Annotated in this window: 15 protein-coding genes; 4 read left to right on the plus strand and 11 right to left on the minus strand. The window is 31.9% G+C overall.

Annotation, left to right across the window (positions count from 1 at the left end):
- Nucleotides 1-128 precede the first annotated feature (128 nt).
- The 10 genes from ES045_RS13410 to ES045_RS13455 form a co-directional block, all read right to left on the minus strand.
- Entirely contained in the window at nt 129-377 is a 249-nt protein-coding gene (locus tag ES045_RS13410; RefSeq protein ID WP_147116804.1) for a glutaredoxin family protein, read from the minus strand.
- A 3-nt stretch (nt 378-380) separates the two neighbouring features.
- Nucleotides 381-914, minus strand: coding sequence for an NADPH-dependent FMN reductase (locus ES045_RS13415; protein WP_147116805.1), 534 nt, complete (start codon nt 912-914; stop codon nt 381-383).
- A gap of 107 nt (nt 915-1,021) precedes the next feature.
- Nucleotides 1,022-1,408 (minus strand): OsmC family protein, encoded by a 387-nt coding sequence (locus ES045_RS13420; protein WP_147116806.1) that lies wholly within the window; start codon nt 1,406-1,408, stop codon nt 1,022-1,024.
- A gap of 221 nt (nt 1,409-1,629) precedes the next feature.
- Nucleotides 1,630-3,321 carry a YibE/F family protein gene (locus tag ES045_RS13425; RefSeq protein WP_147116807.1) on the minus strand — a complete coding sequence of 564 codons (1,692 nt, stop codon included), beginning with the start codon at nt 3,319-3,321 and terminating at the stop codon, nt 1,630-1,632.
- A gap of 190 nt (nt 3,322-3,511) precedes the next feature.
- On the minus strand, nt 3,512-4,033 hold the full coding sequence (locus tag ES045_RS13430; RefSeq protein ID WP_147116808.1) for a hypothetical protein: 522 nt from the start codon (nt 4,031-4,033) through the stop codon (nt 3,512-3,514).
- Nucleotides 4,034-4,076: 43 nt separating this feature from the next.
- Entirely contained in the window at nt 4,077-5,312 is a 1,236-nt protein-coding gene (locus ES045_RS13435; RefSeq protein ID WP_147116809.1) for a DUF6638 family protein, read from the minus strand.
- 86 nt (nt 5,313-5,398) lie between these two features.
- On the minus strand, nt 5,399-5,983 hold the full coding sequence (locus tag ES045_RS13440) for an NUDIX domain-containing protein (RefSeq protein ID WP_147116810.1): 585 nt from the start codon (nt 5,981-5,983) through the stop codon (nt 5,399-5,401).
- Nucleotides 5,976-7,934, minus strand: coding sequence for an AAA family ATPase (locus tag ES045_RS13445; protein WP_147116811.1), 1,959 nt, complete (start codon nt 7,932-7,934; stop codon nt 5,976-5,978). Before ES045_RS13445 ends, ES045_RS13440 begins: the two co-directional genes overlap by 8 nt.
- 147 nt (nt 7,935-8,081) lie before the next feature.
- Nucleotides 8,082-9,131 (minus strand): hypothetical protein, encoded by a 1,050-nt coding sequence (locus ES045_RS13450; RefSeq protein ID WP_147116812.1) that lies wholly within the window; start codon nt 9,129-9,131, stop codon nt 8,082-8,084.
- 162 nt (nt 9,132-9,293) lie between these two features.
- Complete coding sequence (locus ES045_RS13455) at nt 9,294-10,634, minus strand: microtubule-binding protein (RefSeq protein WP_147116813.1); 1,341 nt, start codon at nt 10,632-10,634, stop codon at nt 9,294-9,296.
- 253 nt (nt 10,635-10,887) lie between these two features.
- On the opposite strand from ES045_RS13455, the gene ES045_RS13460 reads away from it, so the two are divergent.
- The 3 genes from ES045_RS13460 to ES045_RS13470 all read left to right on the plus strand — a co-directional run bounded on the left by ES045_RS13460 (nt 10,888) and on the right by ES045_RS13470 (nt 15,891).
- On the plus strand, nt 10,888-12,516 hold the full coding sequence (locus ES045_RS13460) for an acyl-CoA carboxylase subunit beta (RefSeq protein ID WP_147116814.1): 1,629 nt from the start codon (nt 10,888-10,890) through the stop codon (nt 12,514-12,516).
- 94 nt (nt 12,517-12,610) lie between these two features.
- Nucleotides 12,611-14,704: a phosphate acetyltransferase gene (pta, locus tag ES045_RS13465; protein ID WP_147116815.1), complete on the plus strand. Its 2,094-nt coding sequence runs from the start codon at nt 12,611-12,613 to the stop codon at nt 14,702-14,704.
- Nucleotides 14,705-14,706: 2 nt separating this feature from the next.
- Entirely contained in the window at nt 14,707-15,891 is a 1,185-nt protein-coding gene (locus ES045_RS13470; RefSeq protein WP_147116816.1) for an acetate/propionate family kinase, read from the plus strand.
- A gap of 50 nt (nt 15,892-15,941) precedes the next feature.
- Here the strand turns inward: ES045_RS13470 and ES045_RS13475 are convergent, their stop codons facing one another.
- On the minus strand, nt 15,942-17,093 hold the full coding sequence (locus ES045_RS13475) for a T9SS type A sorting domain-containing protein (RefSeq protein WP_147116817.1): 1,152 nt from the start codon (nt 17,091-17,093) through the stop codon (nt 15,942-15,944).
- A 161-nt stretch (nt 17,094-17,254) separates the two neighbouring features.
- Between ES045_RS13475 and ES045_RS13480 the strand changes: the two genes are divergently transcribed.
- Nucleotides 17,255-17,971, plus strand: coding sequence for a YebC/PmpR family DNA-binding transcriptional regulator (locus tag ES045_RS13480; RefSeq protein WP_147116818.1), 717 nt, complete (start codon nt 17,255-17,257; stop codon nt 17,969-17,971).
- Nucleotides 17,972-18,001 lie beyond the last annotated feature (30 nt).

Consider the following 18,001-nt stretch of genomic DNA (forward strand, 5'->3'; position numbering starts at 1 on the left):
TCTTCTTTATTTGGTCATAAGTCTTATGTTTTTATTCTTAAGTTTTGTTTCTAAAAATTTAAGAATGAACACATAGAAAACTTCGTTTTTAACTCTTTACTCTTATGTCTTGTCTTGACAATAAAAAACTATGCTCTTAATCTTAAATCTTGCATTATTTTATTAAACTCTTCTGTTGTTGGGGTTAAATAGACTGCATCATCAACAAATAAAGTAGGAAATTTTACAGCGCCGTTATACAATTCTTTACTGTGTTCTCTTGCTTCCGCATCTTTAGAAACGTCTTTGTAGATGTACGGAACATCTGTTGAATTTAAAAAATTCTTAAATGCCACCGTGTATGCGTGACCTTGTTTACCGTATAAAACTATCTTCATCTTTTATTTATTTACAGAATTTTCAAAATTATGAACTTCAGTTAAAAGTTGATTTTTCAACTCCTTGTCTCTAATTTCTCCGTCTTTAAAATTATCAGAAAAACTAGGTAACGAAAAAGTAAATAGCTCTTTAACGCCCATCATTGGAAACTTAGAAACACCTGCTTCTAAAACAGATTGTCCGCCTCTTGCACCTGGTGAAGTTGCCATTAATAGTAAGGGTTTCTCTCTAAAAACTTTTGCTTCAATTCTAGAGCTCCAATCATAGATGTTTTTGAAAGCTGCAGCATAAGAACCATTATGTTCTGCAAGAGAAAGTATAAATCCGTCATAAGTATCTAATAATGAAGAAAACTTTTTTGCCCCTTTTGGGAAACCATTTTGCTCTTCATCTTCACTATATATTGGCATTTCGAAATCTCTTAAATCTATCACGTCATAAGATGTGTTCTCTAAGTTTTCTGCAGCAAAAGTTGCTAACTTTTTATTGATTGATGTAGAACTTGTGCTTCCTGCAAATGCTAATACTTTTTTCATATTTATGCTGTTATTTTAAATTAGATCTCATTATTCTCTATTCTCTGTTAAAAAACGCAATCACTAGATCTTATAAATTACTTTTTTCGAAACGATTGTAAACTATTTTACTGAATACTCGTTGCTATTTCGGTTTCTCCTTTTACCATTTTGGCAACTGGGCATTTACCTGCAATAACTAACAATCGCTTTTTTTGATCTTCTGAAACGTCTTTCTCAAAAGAGATTTCTTCGGTTAAATGCGTACCGTTTTCATCTTTTATTTGAGAAACGTTTACCGTTATTTTACCTACATCCCAATCTTTTCTTTCTGCATACATTCTCAAGGTAATAGATACACAACTACCAATAGCTGTTAATAAATACTCCACAGGTGTTGGTCCATTGTCATCGCCACCATCATCTACAGGTTCATCTATTACCGCAAAATGATTTCTCATTTTTGCTTCTGCTAAATAATTTTTACTACTTAATACTACTTTAGAATTTGCCATGAAAATAAATTTTAAGGAACTACAAAGTTACAAAACAAAACTTTAATTACCAAGGGAAATAAATCCAAGGAACCTTGTACTTTCAATTTAATTGTTATAAAGGTAAATTTCGCCGTAATGATTCGTACAGCTAGCAAACAAGTATAGCCCTGATTGAAATGACATCCTTTTTGCTTTTTCGGCAAAAAGATATAATGGAAAGCAGGAAATAGCTACAAAAACTACTGGTTAATTTTAATAGAATCTATTTGTTTTTGAAGACGTTGAATTTCTTTGATGCTTTTATCTTGCTTAGAGATCATCTTTATAGAATCTAAAATCGACTGATTTTTCTCAAGTACTGTTTGCTCTTTTTCAAAGTAAATATTTGTTCCTTCACTTGTTCTCCAAGCTTCGTTTAATTGCTTATAAAGTTCCTCATTCCAAGTACTTGGCTTTTTAGCATTGATCCAAACAACATCTCTATACTCGCTATCTACCAAGGCTAAATCTGGCGTTGCAGAACCGTCGAATTGTGCTGGATTGTCGTCACTAATGGTAGAAACAGTTCCTAGAAAAAACATGCGTTTTCTACCTGCAATATTTTTAATATACGGTCTAAATTCTACGGGTGTATTTGAACTCCAATCGTATTCTTTCTTAGATTCTTTCACTTTTAAAGGCATTGCAGAAACGCCTGCATATCCTTCTTTTTTTGCTGCGTGGTTGTAAAAATATAATTTATTGGTACCATCTGCCGGAATAAAAACACTAAAACTCAAACTCGTTCTTTCGTTTCCTACAGGTTCTAAACCAAACCAATGATACAAACCACTAAAAGCTTCTGTTTTTGTATCTGAAAAATCGAAATCCGTTACATAAGGTTGTGCATTCTGATCTTTTGGTGCTGCTGGAATTTTAACGGCACTTTCCATATTCCAAGGTAAAGGATCGGAAAAACCTGCTAAGAATTTTAAACTTTCTGCTTGCAAGCGAGAAACTTTTTCTGATAAGGTATTTTGTTTTGTTAAATAGGCGTAATTTTTCATTTCTTTGGGAGAAATATACGTTCCCATTCCAATAGTAATTCTTTCTAAATAATCTTTAAAACTGTGTTTGCCATTTTCTATAACCATGACACCGCCAAAAGTAGGATACGGAAAAAAGAAACCTTTCCATTTGATTAAACTTACGACCTCAACCCAAGCACCTTGATCATTTTTCATGTAATAGGTGTCACTTGGTTCGTAATTAAACAGCATCCAAGGATTTAAACGTTGTACAACAGCATTGCATGTATTTCTACTGAATTTTAAAGATTCGCCAATAGAAAATGTAACCGGAATTCTATTTTCTGATGAAAAACGCGGAAAAGGTGTGGTGCTCGATACAGAAAAAACTTCTTCTGTATTGTCTTTTATTCCTTGCCAAACGTATTTTTCTGTTGGCTGAATTGCCATTGTCCATTGATTGTTTCCATCAACTCGAACTAAATGTGGTAGAGAAACGTCTTTGGTTTCGCCCACAGATTCATTTGCCATTGAAAAGATGTTTCTTAAAGGTTGAATTCTTTCGTTTTGTGTTAATGGAAGCTCTACAATTTCAATGCGATTTAAATCATTAAATACATTGTAAGTCTGCATGTAATTATACATTTTAGAATGATAACCGATATAATACATGGCACCGAAGAAGATACCTAATAAAAATAATGTTCCTATGCTACTTACTGTACTCGCTGATTTCCTGAATTTTCTCAATCCAAAAAATAAGATTGTAAAACATAGTAAAATGATGAAAATAAATTTCCTTACAAATAATAATGCAGGTTGATAATCGTCTCTTAAAAAGAATAGTAGTGCTAAAATTATAACGCTAAAAATAATAACTCTTTTCTTTTGTTTTGATCCTTTACTCCAGTAATTTTTTAACATAAAATTCAGTTTTCTCCGTGTTTATTAACATATATGATACTGCCAAGCATTGCTATAATTATGCAAATTTGAGAAATAAAAGGCATCAAATTCTTCCATCCAAAAAAATCATCATAATCAGAAATAAAAAACTGAATTATCATAAAGATAATTCCTGCTATTAAAACATAATGTCTAATGCTATTTTTCATTATAATAATCCTTTCTCTTTTAAGCGTTCTCTGGCACTTTTTCCTTCGACTTTAGATTTTTCTATTTCTTTTTGTGCTTTTTCAATCGCAATGGGTTCTTCATTTTTAAAATCTTCAACAAGATCTCTTCCTTTTTCTAAAACATCCTTAAACTTATCTTCTAAAGAATCTGACTGTTCGTCTATAATCTTGGTTGATTTAAAAATAAATCCTGCTAGATATGTTCCTATTAAAGTTCCGAAAATCATAGAAGCAAAAAGTGAAATTGTTGCTACATCAATTGGAATTAAAAAACGTGTAACTAAAATAACTAGTAAGAAAAAAGAAATGATGAAGACCAATCTTAAAAGAAAGTTCTGTTCGTATACAAAACCTTTCTTATCGGTAGCTTTCATTTGCAATTCTTTAGAGTTCATTAATTTATTAAAAAAAGAATAAACCTTATTCGTTCTAGACTCCCTCCAATACAAAACTACTCCGAATAAAATTGATGCGATGAATATGATGAGTTCTAGTGTCATACTTTTATGAGTTTAAGATGCTTATAAAATTAGTCTATTTTTTCTAAAAATTGTTACAAATTGTTTCAATTACCCAATCTTGTGTAGAATCTTCTAACTTTTTAAAAACCTCATAAAACTGTTCTTTGTCATACCAATACAAAAACAAAATATCTTTAGGTGCAATATTTACCAACAAATACCAGATTAAATCTTGGTGATTTGGCTTTAAAGACGAATGTGGTTTGTGCAAAGCAACAAACAATGTTTCGTCTAAAATATCTTTTGCTTTCAATGTTTTAGAAAGCTGTTTTTTATCTAAAAACAATTCTAAACCCATCACTTTTTTGCGAGCATTCATATCAATTTTATTTAAATAACTTTTAAATAAAATAGGATCTTGTAAAATATCATTTATTGGATGTGTTGTCTCTTTTAAATAAGAAGACATGGTATATTTCTGAATTCTATGATACCTCTTTTTAGAGATTTCTTCTTCTAAATCCGCTTCAATAATATCATAACTTATTAATTTTTCTATCAACTCTTGATGTGAAACGTGGTACATTAACACATCATGAATAGTGTCATTTATAGCTTCTTTATAAGTTTCTTCGTTTTCGAAAATTAAAATAGGCTTTACAAAATCTCTCAATACAAAAACACCTCCAAAAGCTTTTGTATAAAATGAATTTGTTATAAAACTAATTTCTTCTAAATGAAGATTTCGTTTCCTTAAATCTCCGTATTTCTTAGCAGAAGCTAATATTTTTTGATGAATGCTTTCATCTATAAAATTTTGATCTTTGTTAAATTCTTCAATCAATTTTAACTGTGCAGCTTTGGCTTTGTTTAAATCATTAATCAAATGAAATTTAACAACTATGTCTTTGTATTTTAAAACATCTAGAGGTTCATAAAAGACGTCAATTTTCTGATCGAATTCTAAACAAACAGCAGCATCTCTTGTAATGTCATTAATAGAATCACCATGTTTTTTAAAAACAGCTTTCATTAATTCCTTGTCGAAAGAGTGAAACGGATTGTAAACAGATGCTCCTTTTTGTAACGGCGTAATTATGATTGCGTGTGTGTTTGCCTCTCCATTATTTAAATAAAACGATTCGTTTTTTTCTGCTGCAATTTCTGGACTCCACCCCAAACCATCAATAGAAAAAGAGGTTAACTTCGTTTTTGTAAAACCAAGTTTTTGTAAACATTTATTATAACGTTCTACCAATTTTCCATTTACAGGAATTAGTTCGTTTCTAAATAGGTTTGCTTTTATTAATTTTTGCATTTATTTATTATTACACTGAGTTTCACTGAGAAAACACAGTGGGTTTTAGAAATTGTACTCCGAGAATCTCTGTATTACTCTTTTTTCTAATCTAACAACTTATGAATTTGTGCATATTGTAACAATACAATGGTTCTTGTATCTACTATTTCGCCTTCATTTAGCATTCTTACAGCTTCTATAAACGGAATTTCTAAAACTTCAATATCTTCTGTTTCACTGGCTAAACCTCCACCTTCACTTACCTTCATATCGTCTGTATATTCGCCCACAAAAAAGTGCATCTTTTCTGTTAAAACTCCTGGAGAAGAATAACCTTCATACACTTTTTTAACAGATTTTAAACGAATACCAACCTCTTCTTCGGTTTCTCTTATTATACATTGTTCCGGATTGTCTGCATCCAACAATCCCGCAGGAATCTCTATTAAGAATCCGTCTTTGTTGTCATGTAGTAAAGTAGGCAATCTAAATTGCTTGATAAGAACTACCGTTTTTTTGGTGGTATTGTATAACAAAATTCCTGCTCCATGACCTCGTTCGTATACTTCTCGCATCTGGCTAACCCAACTTCCATCAGACATTTGATACTTAAATTTGAATTTATTTAACGTGTAATGATTATCAGACAATAACGTCTTTTCAATCTCTTTTATTCGGTTGTTATTCATTATCAAATGTTTTTCTAGCTTCTAAATCGATGTTTAAATGATGCACTCTCGCATCTACTTTACGCTTAAAATCTGTATCTGCAATGGTCGCAACATTATCTAAATAACGCACCACTTCTTGTCTTCTAATTTCAGAAAAATCTAATCCTTTCATATTGCTTTTCATTAATTCTTGCAACATGTTAAACTTCGTATCGTAATTTTGTTTAAAATACGTTTCTGGATTTTCGAACCAATCTTGTTCTAAATCGAAATCTGTTAAACGTAAGGAAATTGCAGACTGAATGTTCCGTACATCTCTTGATGAAAAAAACGGAAATATTTGTTGAATTTCTTGATACAAACTCGCAAAAAATAAATGATGATTTGTTTTATGTAGTTTTTCTGCTTTGTCATACGCTTGTAAAACCCTTTCTTCGGATGGTTTTGCGACAGAGTTTAAAATATCCCCCATATTTTTTGCCAACCCTTGGTCTTTTAAAAACTGATAATTAGCAGGGTTTTCCATATTAACAAAATCTGGAATTGTCTTCTCAAATTTCTTCCACCAAATATAATCTTGGTCTAAAAAGTCATGTGCTGTTCTTGCTCCGTCAATTTTAAATCTTCCTTGTACACGAGAAATAACCGCTTTGTCTAACATTTCTGGTAAATTGGTAAATAACCCGATAGAAGAATTCCCATAATTTACTGCATACGCACCTTCTGTATATCGTAAGAATACACCAATAACCTCTTTTACACCTGCAGAAACACCTTGTGCTGTTCTTTCTTGTAAATTGTTTTCAGCATCATCAATGGGTGCAAAAATTAATTTTGTTGGGTCTTGCATTGGCTTCATCCATTCCACCATTTTTTCTGCAGATCCACCTTGAAAAGTAGAAATTAACGTGTCTGGCATTGGATGAAATAAAAACGGAATATCTAAATGATCTGCATGTTCTTTCAATCTTGTTGCAATTGCCGCAATTAGCATACTTTTTCCTGTTCCTGGAATTCCATACCCCATAAAAACAGGCATAAATCCGCCTAATTCTTGAAACGGATTTTTCTTCGCTTCAAAATCGTAACTCAACATTCTTTCTGTTAATCTACGTGCAAAATGTTTGGCGTCTTTATTTCCTACAATTTGTTCAAACTGAATTTTATTGAATTCAATACTTTTTGCCGTTCCAGAAAAAACGTTGCTCCAACCCGAAACTGCAAAATCTGAGTTCTCTAATTTGTAGGCTCTGTCTTCTATAGTTTCTAAATATTCTAAACTGCTTTTTCTCAACTGAATTTCATCAATTAAAGCTTCATAAAACACCACTGTAAAGTCAATTACATCTTTATCTGATTTTACAATGTCTGGATGCCCTAAATACTTATCAAAATAAAACAAAGAACACGCAATCCCTTTTAATGGTGATAATAAAGAAACTTCTGGAATACCAGCAAATTTTTGCTTCATCACAGATAAATCATCCGAAGCATGTGGTTTTAAATCGTGTAGAATTTTATAGGAAGTCGCAAATAATTGAAAAGCAGTTGCTGTTTGCATTTTGCTTTCATATTCTCGTTTCCCATTAGCGTCTAAAGCAGCTTTACGTTCGTTTAAAGAAGATAAGCCCGATGCATCATAATAACTATCTTTTATCCAAATTCCTAAAGTAATTCCTTCTTGAACGGCATACAAAGTCTGATTCAAATAGACCGGAATTGCAATAGAATTTGGTAACAATCGCTTTTTTAAACCTAAAACAGTTTTAGAAACTGAAGTAATTTCTACGTTACTTCCATTATTTGCTCTAGACAAATACAATAAAATAGAACTGTCTTTTGCATCTTTGTCTTTATTCTTTGCTCGATTGCTTTGCTCCCATTGAATACTTTTTAAGTAACCAGAAGCTTCATCGCGAAGCATGTCTAATTCGTTTTGTTTTATAGGGAAAGTTGAGTTGTGTTGCATTTTTAAGTCTTCAGTTGGCAGTCTTCAGTAGGCAGTATGATGTTGCTTTTCTTAATCTGCTATTATTATTTTCTTTTTCTATTTTTTTTTTTCAAACCTCACAGATTTTTAAAACCTGTGAGGTTGTATCTTTATTCTTACAAAAGTTTATTTAACTTCTATTTTTAAACTCGCTAACTCAATTGGTGCATTTGCCAATGTATGTAAAACCTCTGGCGCACTATTGTGCAATAATTGAATAATTCTGTGCGGTGCTAAAACGTATTTTTGCTGAATTACATCACTCCATTTTTGCATGGTTTGTTTTGAAAAGAAACCACCTTCTGTAAATGTTTCTCCAGCATATACCTCATCTATTTTTAGCGATAAAGCATAGCTTTCTAAAGGAATTTCTTTTCTTGAAATTCCACCTAAAATAGCATGGGTTATTTCATTTTCGTCTTTTGCAAACACATTATGAAACGGACCTAAATCTATTCTTTTGATATGTTTGGGTTGAATATCTGGCAATTTTCGATCGATATTATACGCCATGGTATCTAAAGACATTTCTCTATCTGCACTTTCTTTTAAAGCTTGATAAATTTTATCTCTGTCATTCAACGCATTTTTTCCTGTATAATCAAAATACATATAACAAATAAAAGGTCTGTTGTGACTTACGTCGTAAAAGCTCCAACTTGTTAAGTATTGATAATTGGCGTCTTTTGGCGCTTCTAAAATTTTACCTTGTACAAATCTATTAAAAATGTATTTTTTTTCTACGGATGTATAATAAACAATTGAGGTAGCTTTAAATAAATCTAATCTTCTAATGGGTTGTTTTTTACGTAAAAGTGTGTCTAAAAAGGCTGCTTTTAAAGTTTCTGTATCTGTTAATTTATCTAAATATTGATTCCGTAATTCTAAATCATTATACAAAAATCTGAATTCTAAATAATTAGGAAAACCAGAATCTGTTAAATCGACTTTCATATTATCTTCCTCGTCATACATATATTTAATACGCATGGCTTCTATAGAATATAAAAGTAAGTCTGAATATTGCTTAAAAATTAGCAACTCTTGTTGTGTACATAATTTTTCTTGTTGTACACTTACAATCAATTCTTTCAATACAAAATCTACCATTTTATGATAAAAAACATATTGTTCTTTTGAGTCTAAAAGCGCAGAGTCTAAAGGTGTTGTAATCATATTTTAGTTGATAATCTTTAGCTTTTATAATTAAGAAATTTTGATAAGCAAGCCCGCGTTAAGGATTGAAGCGATATCCTTTTTTCTTTTTCAGAAAAAAGATTTAGCGAAAAGCCTGACCTTCTTTTGTTTTTCTCAAAAGAAGGAAACGCCCTTATAATATTAACCTAACAAATCGTCATTAGAAGAATCCTTTTTTGGAGCTTCTGAAGGTTCATTATCACCTTTTGTTGCAGTTGCATCTGAATTGTAATAGTCTTCGAAAATTTCTTTCATGTCTATTCCGTAACGGTCAGCAAAGTTCTTTTGAATATCTTGATCCTTCTCTCTAATTTCATGTAAAGCCTCTGCATAGGTGCTGTAAACGCCAGTCATTACTTTTTCGTGAACAGGAATATTGTTCATCATATCTTGACGCGCTCTTGCACTTGCAGAATGCATAGACGCTAGAGTTTCGCCAATATGCTCATCCGTTTTTACACCTAAGTGTTCTAAAATCGCCGCAAATTCTTGATCTGTCCTCGCTTTTAAGGCAACTATATAACCATCATAATACTTCAATCTTTCTTCAGTATCAGACTTTAATTTTGCTCTGTGCGTTTGTAAATTAGAACGTAAAGAAGTCAACACTTTGATCGTTAAATTATGCTTGTGCACAAAACTATCTTTACTTGCAGCCAAAGTTGTGTAGGCATTTTTCAGTCCTTCTAACTCCTCTACTTTTTGCTCAATGGTGGTTACTTTACCAATTGCTTCTGAATATGCTGTAGATTGTTTGTCTACAATTTCGTCTAATTCTTGACGTGCTTGCTTTAACAATGCATACTGTTCTTCTAACTTATCTTCTACCTCTTTCTTCTTTTCTAATGCTTTTGTATGGTTTTTAGAGGCTTCTACAATGGCTGTTTTTAATTTTTCTTCAACTTCTTTAATCTCTACTTCTCTATTTTTTAAACGTGTTACTGCTGCTTGAGATTTAAAAGAAAGTTCACCCAATAAAGTTTGAATATCTGCACTTTCTATACGTTGCTGAAACAATGCTTTTGCTTTATTGTCTGCTCCTGCTCTAGTCTTTTCTGCAGCTGCAAATTCTATTTCTTCCTTTTTGATTTTAGCCTTTCTTCCCCAAAGGTTATTCCACCAAGTATCTTCTTTATTTTGTGCGTCTTCTAATTCTATCCTTGCTCTTTCTAATGCTTTTTGGGCATCATCAATCACTTTTTGTTCGTCTGAGTTTAAAGCAGAAAAACCTTCGAATTTAATACCAACTTCATCTTGATAATCTGTTAAATCTTTAATCGCATCTAATAAAGAAGTTCTATCTTCTTTCGCCATATCTACAACATCATCTAATGTTGCGTTTAATATTTTCTGACGCTTTTCTGGATCTTCTTCTTGTGATAGCTTAGATTTCATCGTATCGATGGCTTTCCCCCAGTTTACATCTACTTTTTCTGTTTTTTTGGTTGAATTTGTTTCTAATAAGTCAAAGTCATCAGACATATATATTTCGTTTTTAAGGTTGAACAATTTTTTTAAGTGTAGCAATTTCGTTATTTTTTTCAAAAAAAAGAACATTTACTTTAATTATATGTAGCATTTAATACTTATTTATTACAAAAACATTCATTTTTTTAAATACTTATTAATTTACACTGAACCATTCGATTTAAATTATAATCTAAATACTAAAATCCACCATAACAGAATCACAACAATATTTCTTAATTTAGCACAAACTAAGAAATGCATTCCTATGGATATCAACTTCAATAAAAACGAAGATTATAATAAACTTTTAGCTTCAGATTTACGCAAACGCTTTGTTAAAGTAAAACTAGGTGGCGGTCAAAAAAGAATTGATAAACATCACGAAAAAGGCAAGATGACTGCTCGTGAAAGAATTGATTACTTACTCGATTCGAAAGCAAAATCTATAGAAATTGGTGCTTTTGCTGGTGAAAACATGTATGCAGAACATGGTGGCTGCCCTTCTGGTGGGGTCGTTGTAAAAATTGGCTATATTAAAGGCAAACAATGTATTGTTGTTGCCAATGACGCTACCGTAAAAGCAGGTGCTTGGTTTCCTATTACAGGGAAAAAGAATTTAAGAGCGCAAGAAATATCCATAGAAAACAAATTACCTATTATTTATCTAGTAGATTCTGCGGGTGTTTATTTACCAATGCAAGATGAAATTTTTCCAGACAAAGAACATTTCGGACGTATTTTTAGAAACAACGCAATAATGAGCAGTATGGGAATTACACAAATTTCTGCGGTTATGGGAAGTTGTGTTGCGGGTGGTGCTTACTTACCAATTATGAGTGATGAAGCAATAATTGTAGACAAAACGGCAAGTATTTTTCTTGCCGGAAGCTATTTGGTTAAAGCTGCAATTGGCGAATCTATAGACAATGAAACTTTAGGCGGTGCAACTACACACTGTGAAATTTCTGGTGTAATCGATTACAAAGCGAAAGATGATAAAGATGCATTGGATAAAATAAAATTTATTGTTGATAAAATTGGCGATTATGACAAAGCTGGTTTTAGTAAAACCGAGTCTTTTCCGCCAAAAGAAAATGAAGATGATATCTTCGGAATTCTGCCAAAAGAAAGAAATGCGCAGTATGATATGCTAGAAATCATAAAGCGTTTGGTAGATAATTCTGAGTTTGAACAATACAAAGAAGGCTACGGAAAAACCATTATTACGGGATATGCTAGAATTGATGGTTGGGCAGTTGGTATTGTTGCGAATCAAAGAAAACTAGTAAAGACTAAAAAAGGTGAAATGCAGTTTGGTGGTGTTATCTATAATGATTCTGCAGACAAAGCAACTCGTTTTATTGCGAATTGCAATCAGAAAAAAATACCGTTGGTTTTCTTACAAGATGTTACTGGCTTTATGGTAGGTTCTAAATCTGAACATGGAGGAATTATAAAAGATGGTGCAAAAATGGTAAATGCCGTTAGTAATTCTGTAGTGCCTAAATTTACAATTGTTATAGGAAACTCTTACGGAGCAGGAAATTATGCAATGTGCGGTAAAGCCTATGACCCAAGATTAATTGTTGCGTGGCCTTCTGCGGAATTGGCAGTGATGAGTGGTAATTCTGCAGCTAAAGTTTTATTGCAAATTGAAACGGCTTCCCTAAAGAAACGTGGCGAAGAAATTACGCCAGAAAAAGAAGCTGAATTATTCGATAAGATAAAATCGCGTTATGATGAGCAGATTTCTCCTTATTATGCAGCTGCTAGAATATGGACAGATGCAGTTATTAATCCGTTAGATACCAGAACTTGGATTTCTATGGGAATTGAAGCAGCAAACCATGCTCCTATTGAAAAACAATTTAACATGGGCGTTTTACAAGTATAATAAACAACACTTATCTTTTTATAAATAATAAATGACTAATATCACAATTAGTCATTTTTTTATGTCTTATTTTTGTAAATCAATACAATAAAACATGAGTAAAGCTATATATGTTACCACCGTAGAATCTGATAGTGGTAAATCTTTAATATCATTAGGGTTGTTAAGAATGATGTTAACTAAGTCTGCAAAAGTAGGTTATTTTAGACCTATTATTAATGAAACGGATGATAACGATTACGATGAACATACAAATACGGCTATCAATTTCTTTAATCTAGACACCGATTATGAAGATTGTTATGCGTACAAGCAAGGTGAGGTTGTAGAACTTTTAAGCGAAGGAAAAGCCGCCGAAGTAATTTATAACGTTATTAAAAAATACAAAAAGCTAGAGGCAAATTACGATTATGTTTTAGTGGAAGGAACGGATTTTTCTGGGGAAGGAGGTTTTACAGAGTTAGATGTAAATCTAATGATTGCTAAAAACTTAAACATTCCTGCATTAATTGTGGGCTCTGGAAACGGAAAGAAAAAGAAAGATTTTATCAATACCATGCAACTTTCTTATACTTCTTTTATTAGTAAAGAAGTAGATGTTATTGGTATTGTTGCCAATAAAATTGAAGAAAATGAGGTTGATTATATTCGAGAAGAACTCACAAAAAGTTTTCCAGAAAAACTACAAATAGATATTATTCCTAAAATAGACTTTCTAGCATTTCCTACCGTAAAAGAAGTGGTAAAAGCTTTGGACGGAAGGGTTTTATTCGGAGAACAATTTTTAGACAATGCTATTGGTAGCTTTAGTACTGGTGCAATGCAACTGCGTAATTATTTAACTAGAATTAAAGAAAATGCATTGGTAATTACACCAGGAGACAGAGCTGATATTATTTTAGGTGCTTTACAGGCAAATGCGTCTAAGAACTATCCTAAAATTGCAGGTATTATTTTAACAGGAACATTAATTCCTGAAGAATCTATTTTAAAATTGATTGAAGGTGTACAGTCTACCGTTCCTATTATTTTAGCCGATGGTGGTACATTCGGAATATCAAATAAAATTGGAGCTATAAAATCTAAAATATATGCATCCAATAATAAAAAAATACTACTTTCATTAGACACTTTTGATAAATATGTGAATGCAGAAGGGTTGACAAATATTTTAACATCACACCATTCAGATCGATTGACACCAAGCATGTTTCAATATAGTTTATTGCAAAAAGCAAGGATTCAAAAGAAACATATTGTGTTACCAGAAGGAGATGATGAACGAATTCTTAAGGCAGCAGCGCGTTTACAATTGCTAAACATCGTAGATTTAACGTTGTTAGGTGATCGAAATAACATACAATTAAAATGCGATCAAATTGGTTTACAGATTGATTTAGATGCTTTAAATATTCTGAATCCGGAAGATTCAATTTACAATAAAGATTTTGCAGCTACATTATTTGAAGCAAGGAAACACAAAGGAATGACTGAAACAACCGCTGCAGATTTAGCAAAAGATGTTTCTTACTATGGTACTTTAATGATCTTAAATGGTTTGGCAGACGGTATGGTTTCTGGTGCAGTTCACACTACAATGCACACCATTAAACCTGCATTGCAGTTAATAAAAACGAAACCTGGTGTTTCTGTAGTTTCCTCGGTATTTTTCATGTGTTTATCAGACAGAGTTTCTGTAATGGGAGATTGTGCCGTAAACCCAAACCCGAATGCAGAACAACTTTCTGAAATTGCCATTTCTTCTGCTGCTTCTGCCGAAGCTTTTGGTATTGAAGCAAAAGTTGCCATGTTGTCTTATTCTTCTGGAAGTTCTGGAAAGGGAGAGGAAGTAGAAAAAGTTAGAAAAGCTACTGAACTGGCAAAAGCTAAAAAACCCGATTTAAAAATTGAAGGTCCTATACAATATGATGCCGCTGTAGACATGTCTGTTGCTAAAACTAAAATGCCAAATTCTCAAGTTGCTGGTCAAGCTTCGGTATTAATTTTCCCCGATTTAAATACAGGTAACAATACGTATAAAGCAATTCAGCGTGAAACTGGCGCTTTGGCAATTGGTCCAATGTTACAAGGCTTAAACAAACCTGTGAACGATTTAAGTAGAGGTTGTACAGTAGATGATATTTTCAACACCATTTTGTTAACCATAATTCAAGCAAATCAAAAATAATTATGAATATTTTAGTTCTAAACGCAGGTTCTTCTTCTTTAAAATATCAAGTAATTGAGATGCCAAGTGAAACTGTAAAATGTGTGGGTTTGGTGGAGAGAATTGGTATGGAAGATGCCATTTTTACACATGAAAAAGAGGGTGAAAAACATTCTGAAACAGCACCTATTTTAAATCATGAGGCTGGTCTACAGAAAGTTGCAAAAATATTATTAGATAAAAAAATAGGTGTCATTAATTCTGTAGCTGAAATTAAAGCAGTTGGTCACCGCGTTGTTCATGGCGGAAGTAAATTTAGCAAAACCGTTTTTGTAAACAAAGTAGTTAAAGATAGTATTCGGAATTTGTTTGATTTAGCACCTTTGCATAATCCTGCAAACTTAACAGGAATAGAAATTGCAGAAACCATTTTTACAACTGCAAAGCAAATTGCAATTTTCGACACGGCATTTCATCAAACAATGCCCAAAGAAGCCTATCAATATGCAATACCTAATTCATACTTAGAAGACCATAAAATTAGAGCTTATGGCTTTCATGGTACTAGTCATAAATATGTTTCTGAAAAAGCGATTGCTTATTTAGATAAAAAATCATCAAAAATTATTACCATACATTTAGGAAATGGTTGCAGTATGGCTGCGATTAAAGACGGAAAGTGCATAGAAACCTCTATGGGGTTTTCGCCAACAAATGGTTTGATTATGGGCACTAGAGCTGGAGACATTGACCAATCTGTTATTTTCTTTTTAATGAAAAAACTGAATAAATCTGCAGATGAAGTAAATAATTTATTACAGAAAGAATCTGGGATGTTAGGTTTAACTGGTTTTTCTGATTTAAGAGAAATTGAAGAAAATGCGGTTAGTGGTGATGAAAAATGTATAAATGCCTTGAAATTAGCAAGCCATAGAATTAAAAAATTTATTGGTTCTTACGCTGCTATTTTAAATGGTTTAGATGCAATTGTTTTTACTGCCGGAATTGGAGAAAATTCAATTCTAACAAGAAAAATGGTTTGCGAAAATTTAGACTTTCTAGGAATTGACCTCAACAGCAATAAAAATGAAATAAGGTCGAAAAAAACTAGAGAAATTCAATCTTCAATTTCCAAAGTAAAAATATTAGTAATACCAACAAATGAAGAAATTGAGATTGCAAAACAAGCGTATCAACTATTAAAATAAAAAAGCATTTCTAAGTAAGACGCTTAGAAATACTTTTAAAACTGGGGAACTTAATTTTTCAATACTTTTCTAATAGCAAAATTTCCATTCTCATCTCGAATTTTAAGCATGTAAACTCCATTCACTAGTTTATTTAAATGGAGTTCATTTGTACTTGAAGTGAACACTTTTTTACCAATAATATTAAAAACCTCAATATTTATTAAAGTAAAATTACTGTCATCAATTCTTAAAACACCCTTTGTCGGATTAGGATACACAGCAAAGTCTGCTAAAGCAAAATCATTTACACTTGCAGTTGCGTTGCCATAATAATAAGTAGTTCTATCGGTATTAGAATAACTAGAAGTTAATATTTTATTTATATAAGGATTTCCAGTAAACAAATAATCTAAACCGGTACTATCTGCAAAAGGATGAATAAAGGAAGACATTAATTTAGAAGTGTCATAAGTTACAGTTTCATTGCCTCCAACAACCCAAACACCATTATCTATATAAGAATTTTTCTCGTTTATAACATTCCCATTCCCGTCATACACATATTCAGATTTATCATCATCAACGTACATTGTACCATCCCATATTTTAGAAAGCTCTAAAGAAACTTTATTGCTCGCAGTATATGAAAAAGTAGTCTTGTCTGATTTTTGCCAATTAGCACCGTCCCATTCCTCATAAACATAATGAGCAATTGTATTATTTCCATTGTAAGAAAGAATCGTTCTATCTTCTAAAACAAAAGCAGTACCATTCCATTTATAACCAATTCCATCAGAAATCTTATTGTTAGTATTGTAATTTATCTGAAACTTAGCCGCTACAAGCCATTGATTATTTGTCCATTTATAATCCATAAACTCACTAACGTTTCCATTAGTATTGTAGGTGTACTCAGATTTTATTCCATTTACATAAGAACTTGTATTCACGTTCCATTCTCTTTCTATGGATTTAGTTAGCTCATTATTGGAATTATAGGTATATGAAATATCATCTACATTAGTCCAAGCTGCATTAGATTCATTCCAATTTTGATACGTTTGGTTTGAAAGGTATCCGTTGTTATAACCATAAACTTTTTGATAGCTTTTTTTCCAAATGCCTCCATCTTCATATTCACTTAAAGAAGAAGTGAGTTTTACCTGCCCAAACAAAGAAATAGTTAATAATGTAAAAATTAAAAAAGTAGTTTTCTTCATGATAGGTTCGGTTTTAAGTTATTACCAAAATTATACTTCTAAAATTAATAAAACAATACCTAGTGCTAGGTATATTTAGTTCACAAATCAAGTTTCAAAAAAATTGTGAAACAAGTTTCAAATTTTTACATTTGTAAGGATAAATAAAACGAAAAATAGAAATGGGAAGAGCATTCGAACTTAGAAAAGGACGCAAAATGAAACGTTGGTCAGCGATGGCTAAAACTTTTACCAGAATTGGTAAAGATATTGTAATGGCTATTAAAGAAGGTGGTCCAAATCCTGATGCAAATTCTAGGCTAAGGGCTGTTATGCAGAATGCGAAAGCTGCAAACATGCCTAAAGAGAATGTAGAGCGTGCGATAAAAAAAGCAACAGATAAAGATACTGCCGATTATAAAGAAGTCTTATTTGAAGGATATGCACCACACGGTATAGCACTTGTTTTAGAAACGGCTACAGACAATAACAATAGAACTGTTGCCAATGTTAGAGCTGCTTTTAATAAATGTGATGGAAATTTAGGTACTTCTGGCTCTGTTATTTTTATGTTTGATCATGTTTGTACCTTCACTGTAAAAAAAGAAGATATTACGATTGACTTAGAAGAGCTAGAACTAGAGTTAATAGACTTTGAAGTGGAAGAAGTTTTTGATGATGAAGAAGGAGTTATTATTTATGCCCCTTTTGAGCAATTTGGTGCGATTCAATCTTTCTTTGAAGATGGCAATATAGAAATTTTATCTTCTGGTTTCGAAAGAATACCTACTACAACAGCGAAGCTTTCAGAAGAGCAGCAAGCAGATGTAGAAAAGCTTTTAGAAAAATTAGAAGAAGATGATGATGTTCAAAACATATACCACTCTATGCAAATGTAATAACAAGTTTTCAAATCTTAATAATAAACA

Source organism: Polaribacter sp. IC073, from assembly GCF_007997075.1.
Classification (GTDB): domain Bacteria; phylum Bacteroidota; class Bacteroidia; order Flavobacteriales; family Flavobacteriaceae; genus Polaribacter.

Excerpts from the sequence above, each read along its gene's own strand:
- ES045_RS13410 (WP_147116804.1), bottom strand. The coding sequence starts at position 377 with ATGAAGATAGTTTTATACGGTAAACAAGGTCACGCATACACGGTGGCA.
- ES045_RS13415 (WP_147116805.1), bottom strand. The coding sequence starts at position 914 with ATGAAAAAAGTATTAGCATTTGCAGGAAGCACAAGTTCTACATCAATC.
- ES045_RS13420 (WP_147116806.1), bottom strand. The coding sequence starts at position 1,408 with ATGGCAAATTCTAAAGTAGTATTAAGTAGTAAAAATTATTTAGCAGAA.
- ES045_RS13425 (WP_147116807.1), bottom strand. The coding sequence starts at position 3,321 with ATGTTAAAAAATTACTGGAGTAAAGGATCAAAACAAAAGAAAAGAGTT.
- ES045_RS13430 (WP_147116808.1), bottom strand. The coding sequence starts at position 4,033 with ATGACACTAGAACTCATCATATTCATCGCATCAATTTTATTCGGAGTA.
- ES045_RS13435 (WP_147116809.1), bottom strand. The coding sequence starts at position 5,312 with ATGCAAAAATTAATAAAAGCAAACCTATTTAGAAACGAACTAATTCCT.
- ES045_RS13440 (WP_147116810.1), bottom strand. The coding sequence starts at position 5,983 with ATGAATAACAACCGAATAAAAGAGATTGAAAAGACGTTATTGTCTGAT.
- ES045_RS13445 (WP_147116811.1), bottom strand. The coding sequence starts at position 7,934 with ATGCAACACAACTCAACTTTCCCTATAAAACAAAACGAATTAGACATG.
- ES045_RS13450 (WP_147116812.1), bottom strand. The coding sequence starts at position 9,131 with ATGATTACAACACCTTTAGACTCTGCGCTTTTAGACTCAAAAGAACAA.
- ES045_RS13455 (WP_147116813.1), bottom strand. The coding sequence starts at position 10,634 with ATGTCTGATGACTTTGACTTATTAGAAACAAATTCAACCAAAAAAACA.
- ES045_RS13460 (WP_147116814.1), top strand. The coding sequence starts at position 10,888 with ATGGATATCAACTTCAATAAAAACGAAGATTATAATAAACTTTTAGCT.
- pta (WP_147116815.1), top strand. The coding sequence starts at position 12,611 with ATGAGTAAAGCTATATATGTTACCACCGTAGAATCTGATAGTGGTAAA.
- ES045_RS13470 (WP_147116816.1), top strand. The coding sequence starts at position 14,707 with ATGAATATTTTAGTTCTAAACGCAGGTTCTTCTTCTTTAAAATATCAA.
- ES045_RS13475 (WP_147116817.1), bottom strand. The coding sequence starts at position 17,093 with ATGAAGAAAACTACTTTTTTAATTTTTACATTATTAACTATTTCTTTG.
- ES045_RS13480 (WP_147116818.1), top strand. The coding sequence starts at position 17,255 with ATGGGAAGAGCATTCGAACTTAGAAAAGGACGCAAAATGAAACGTTGG.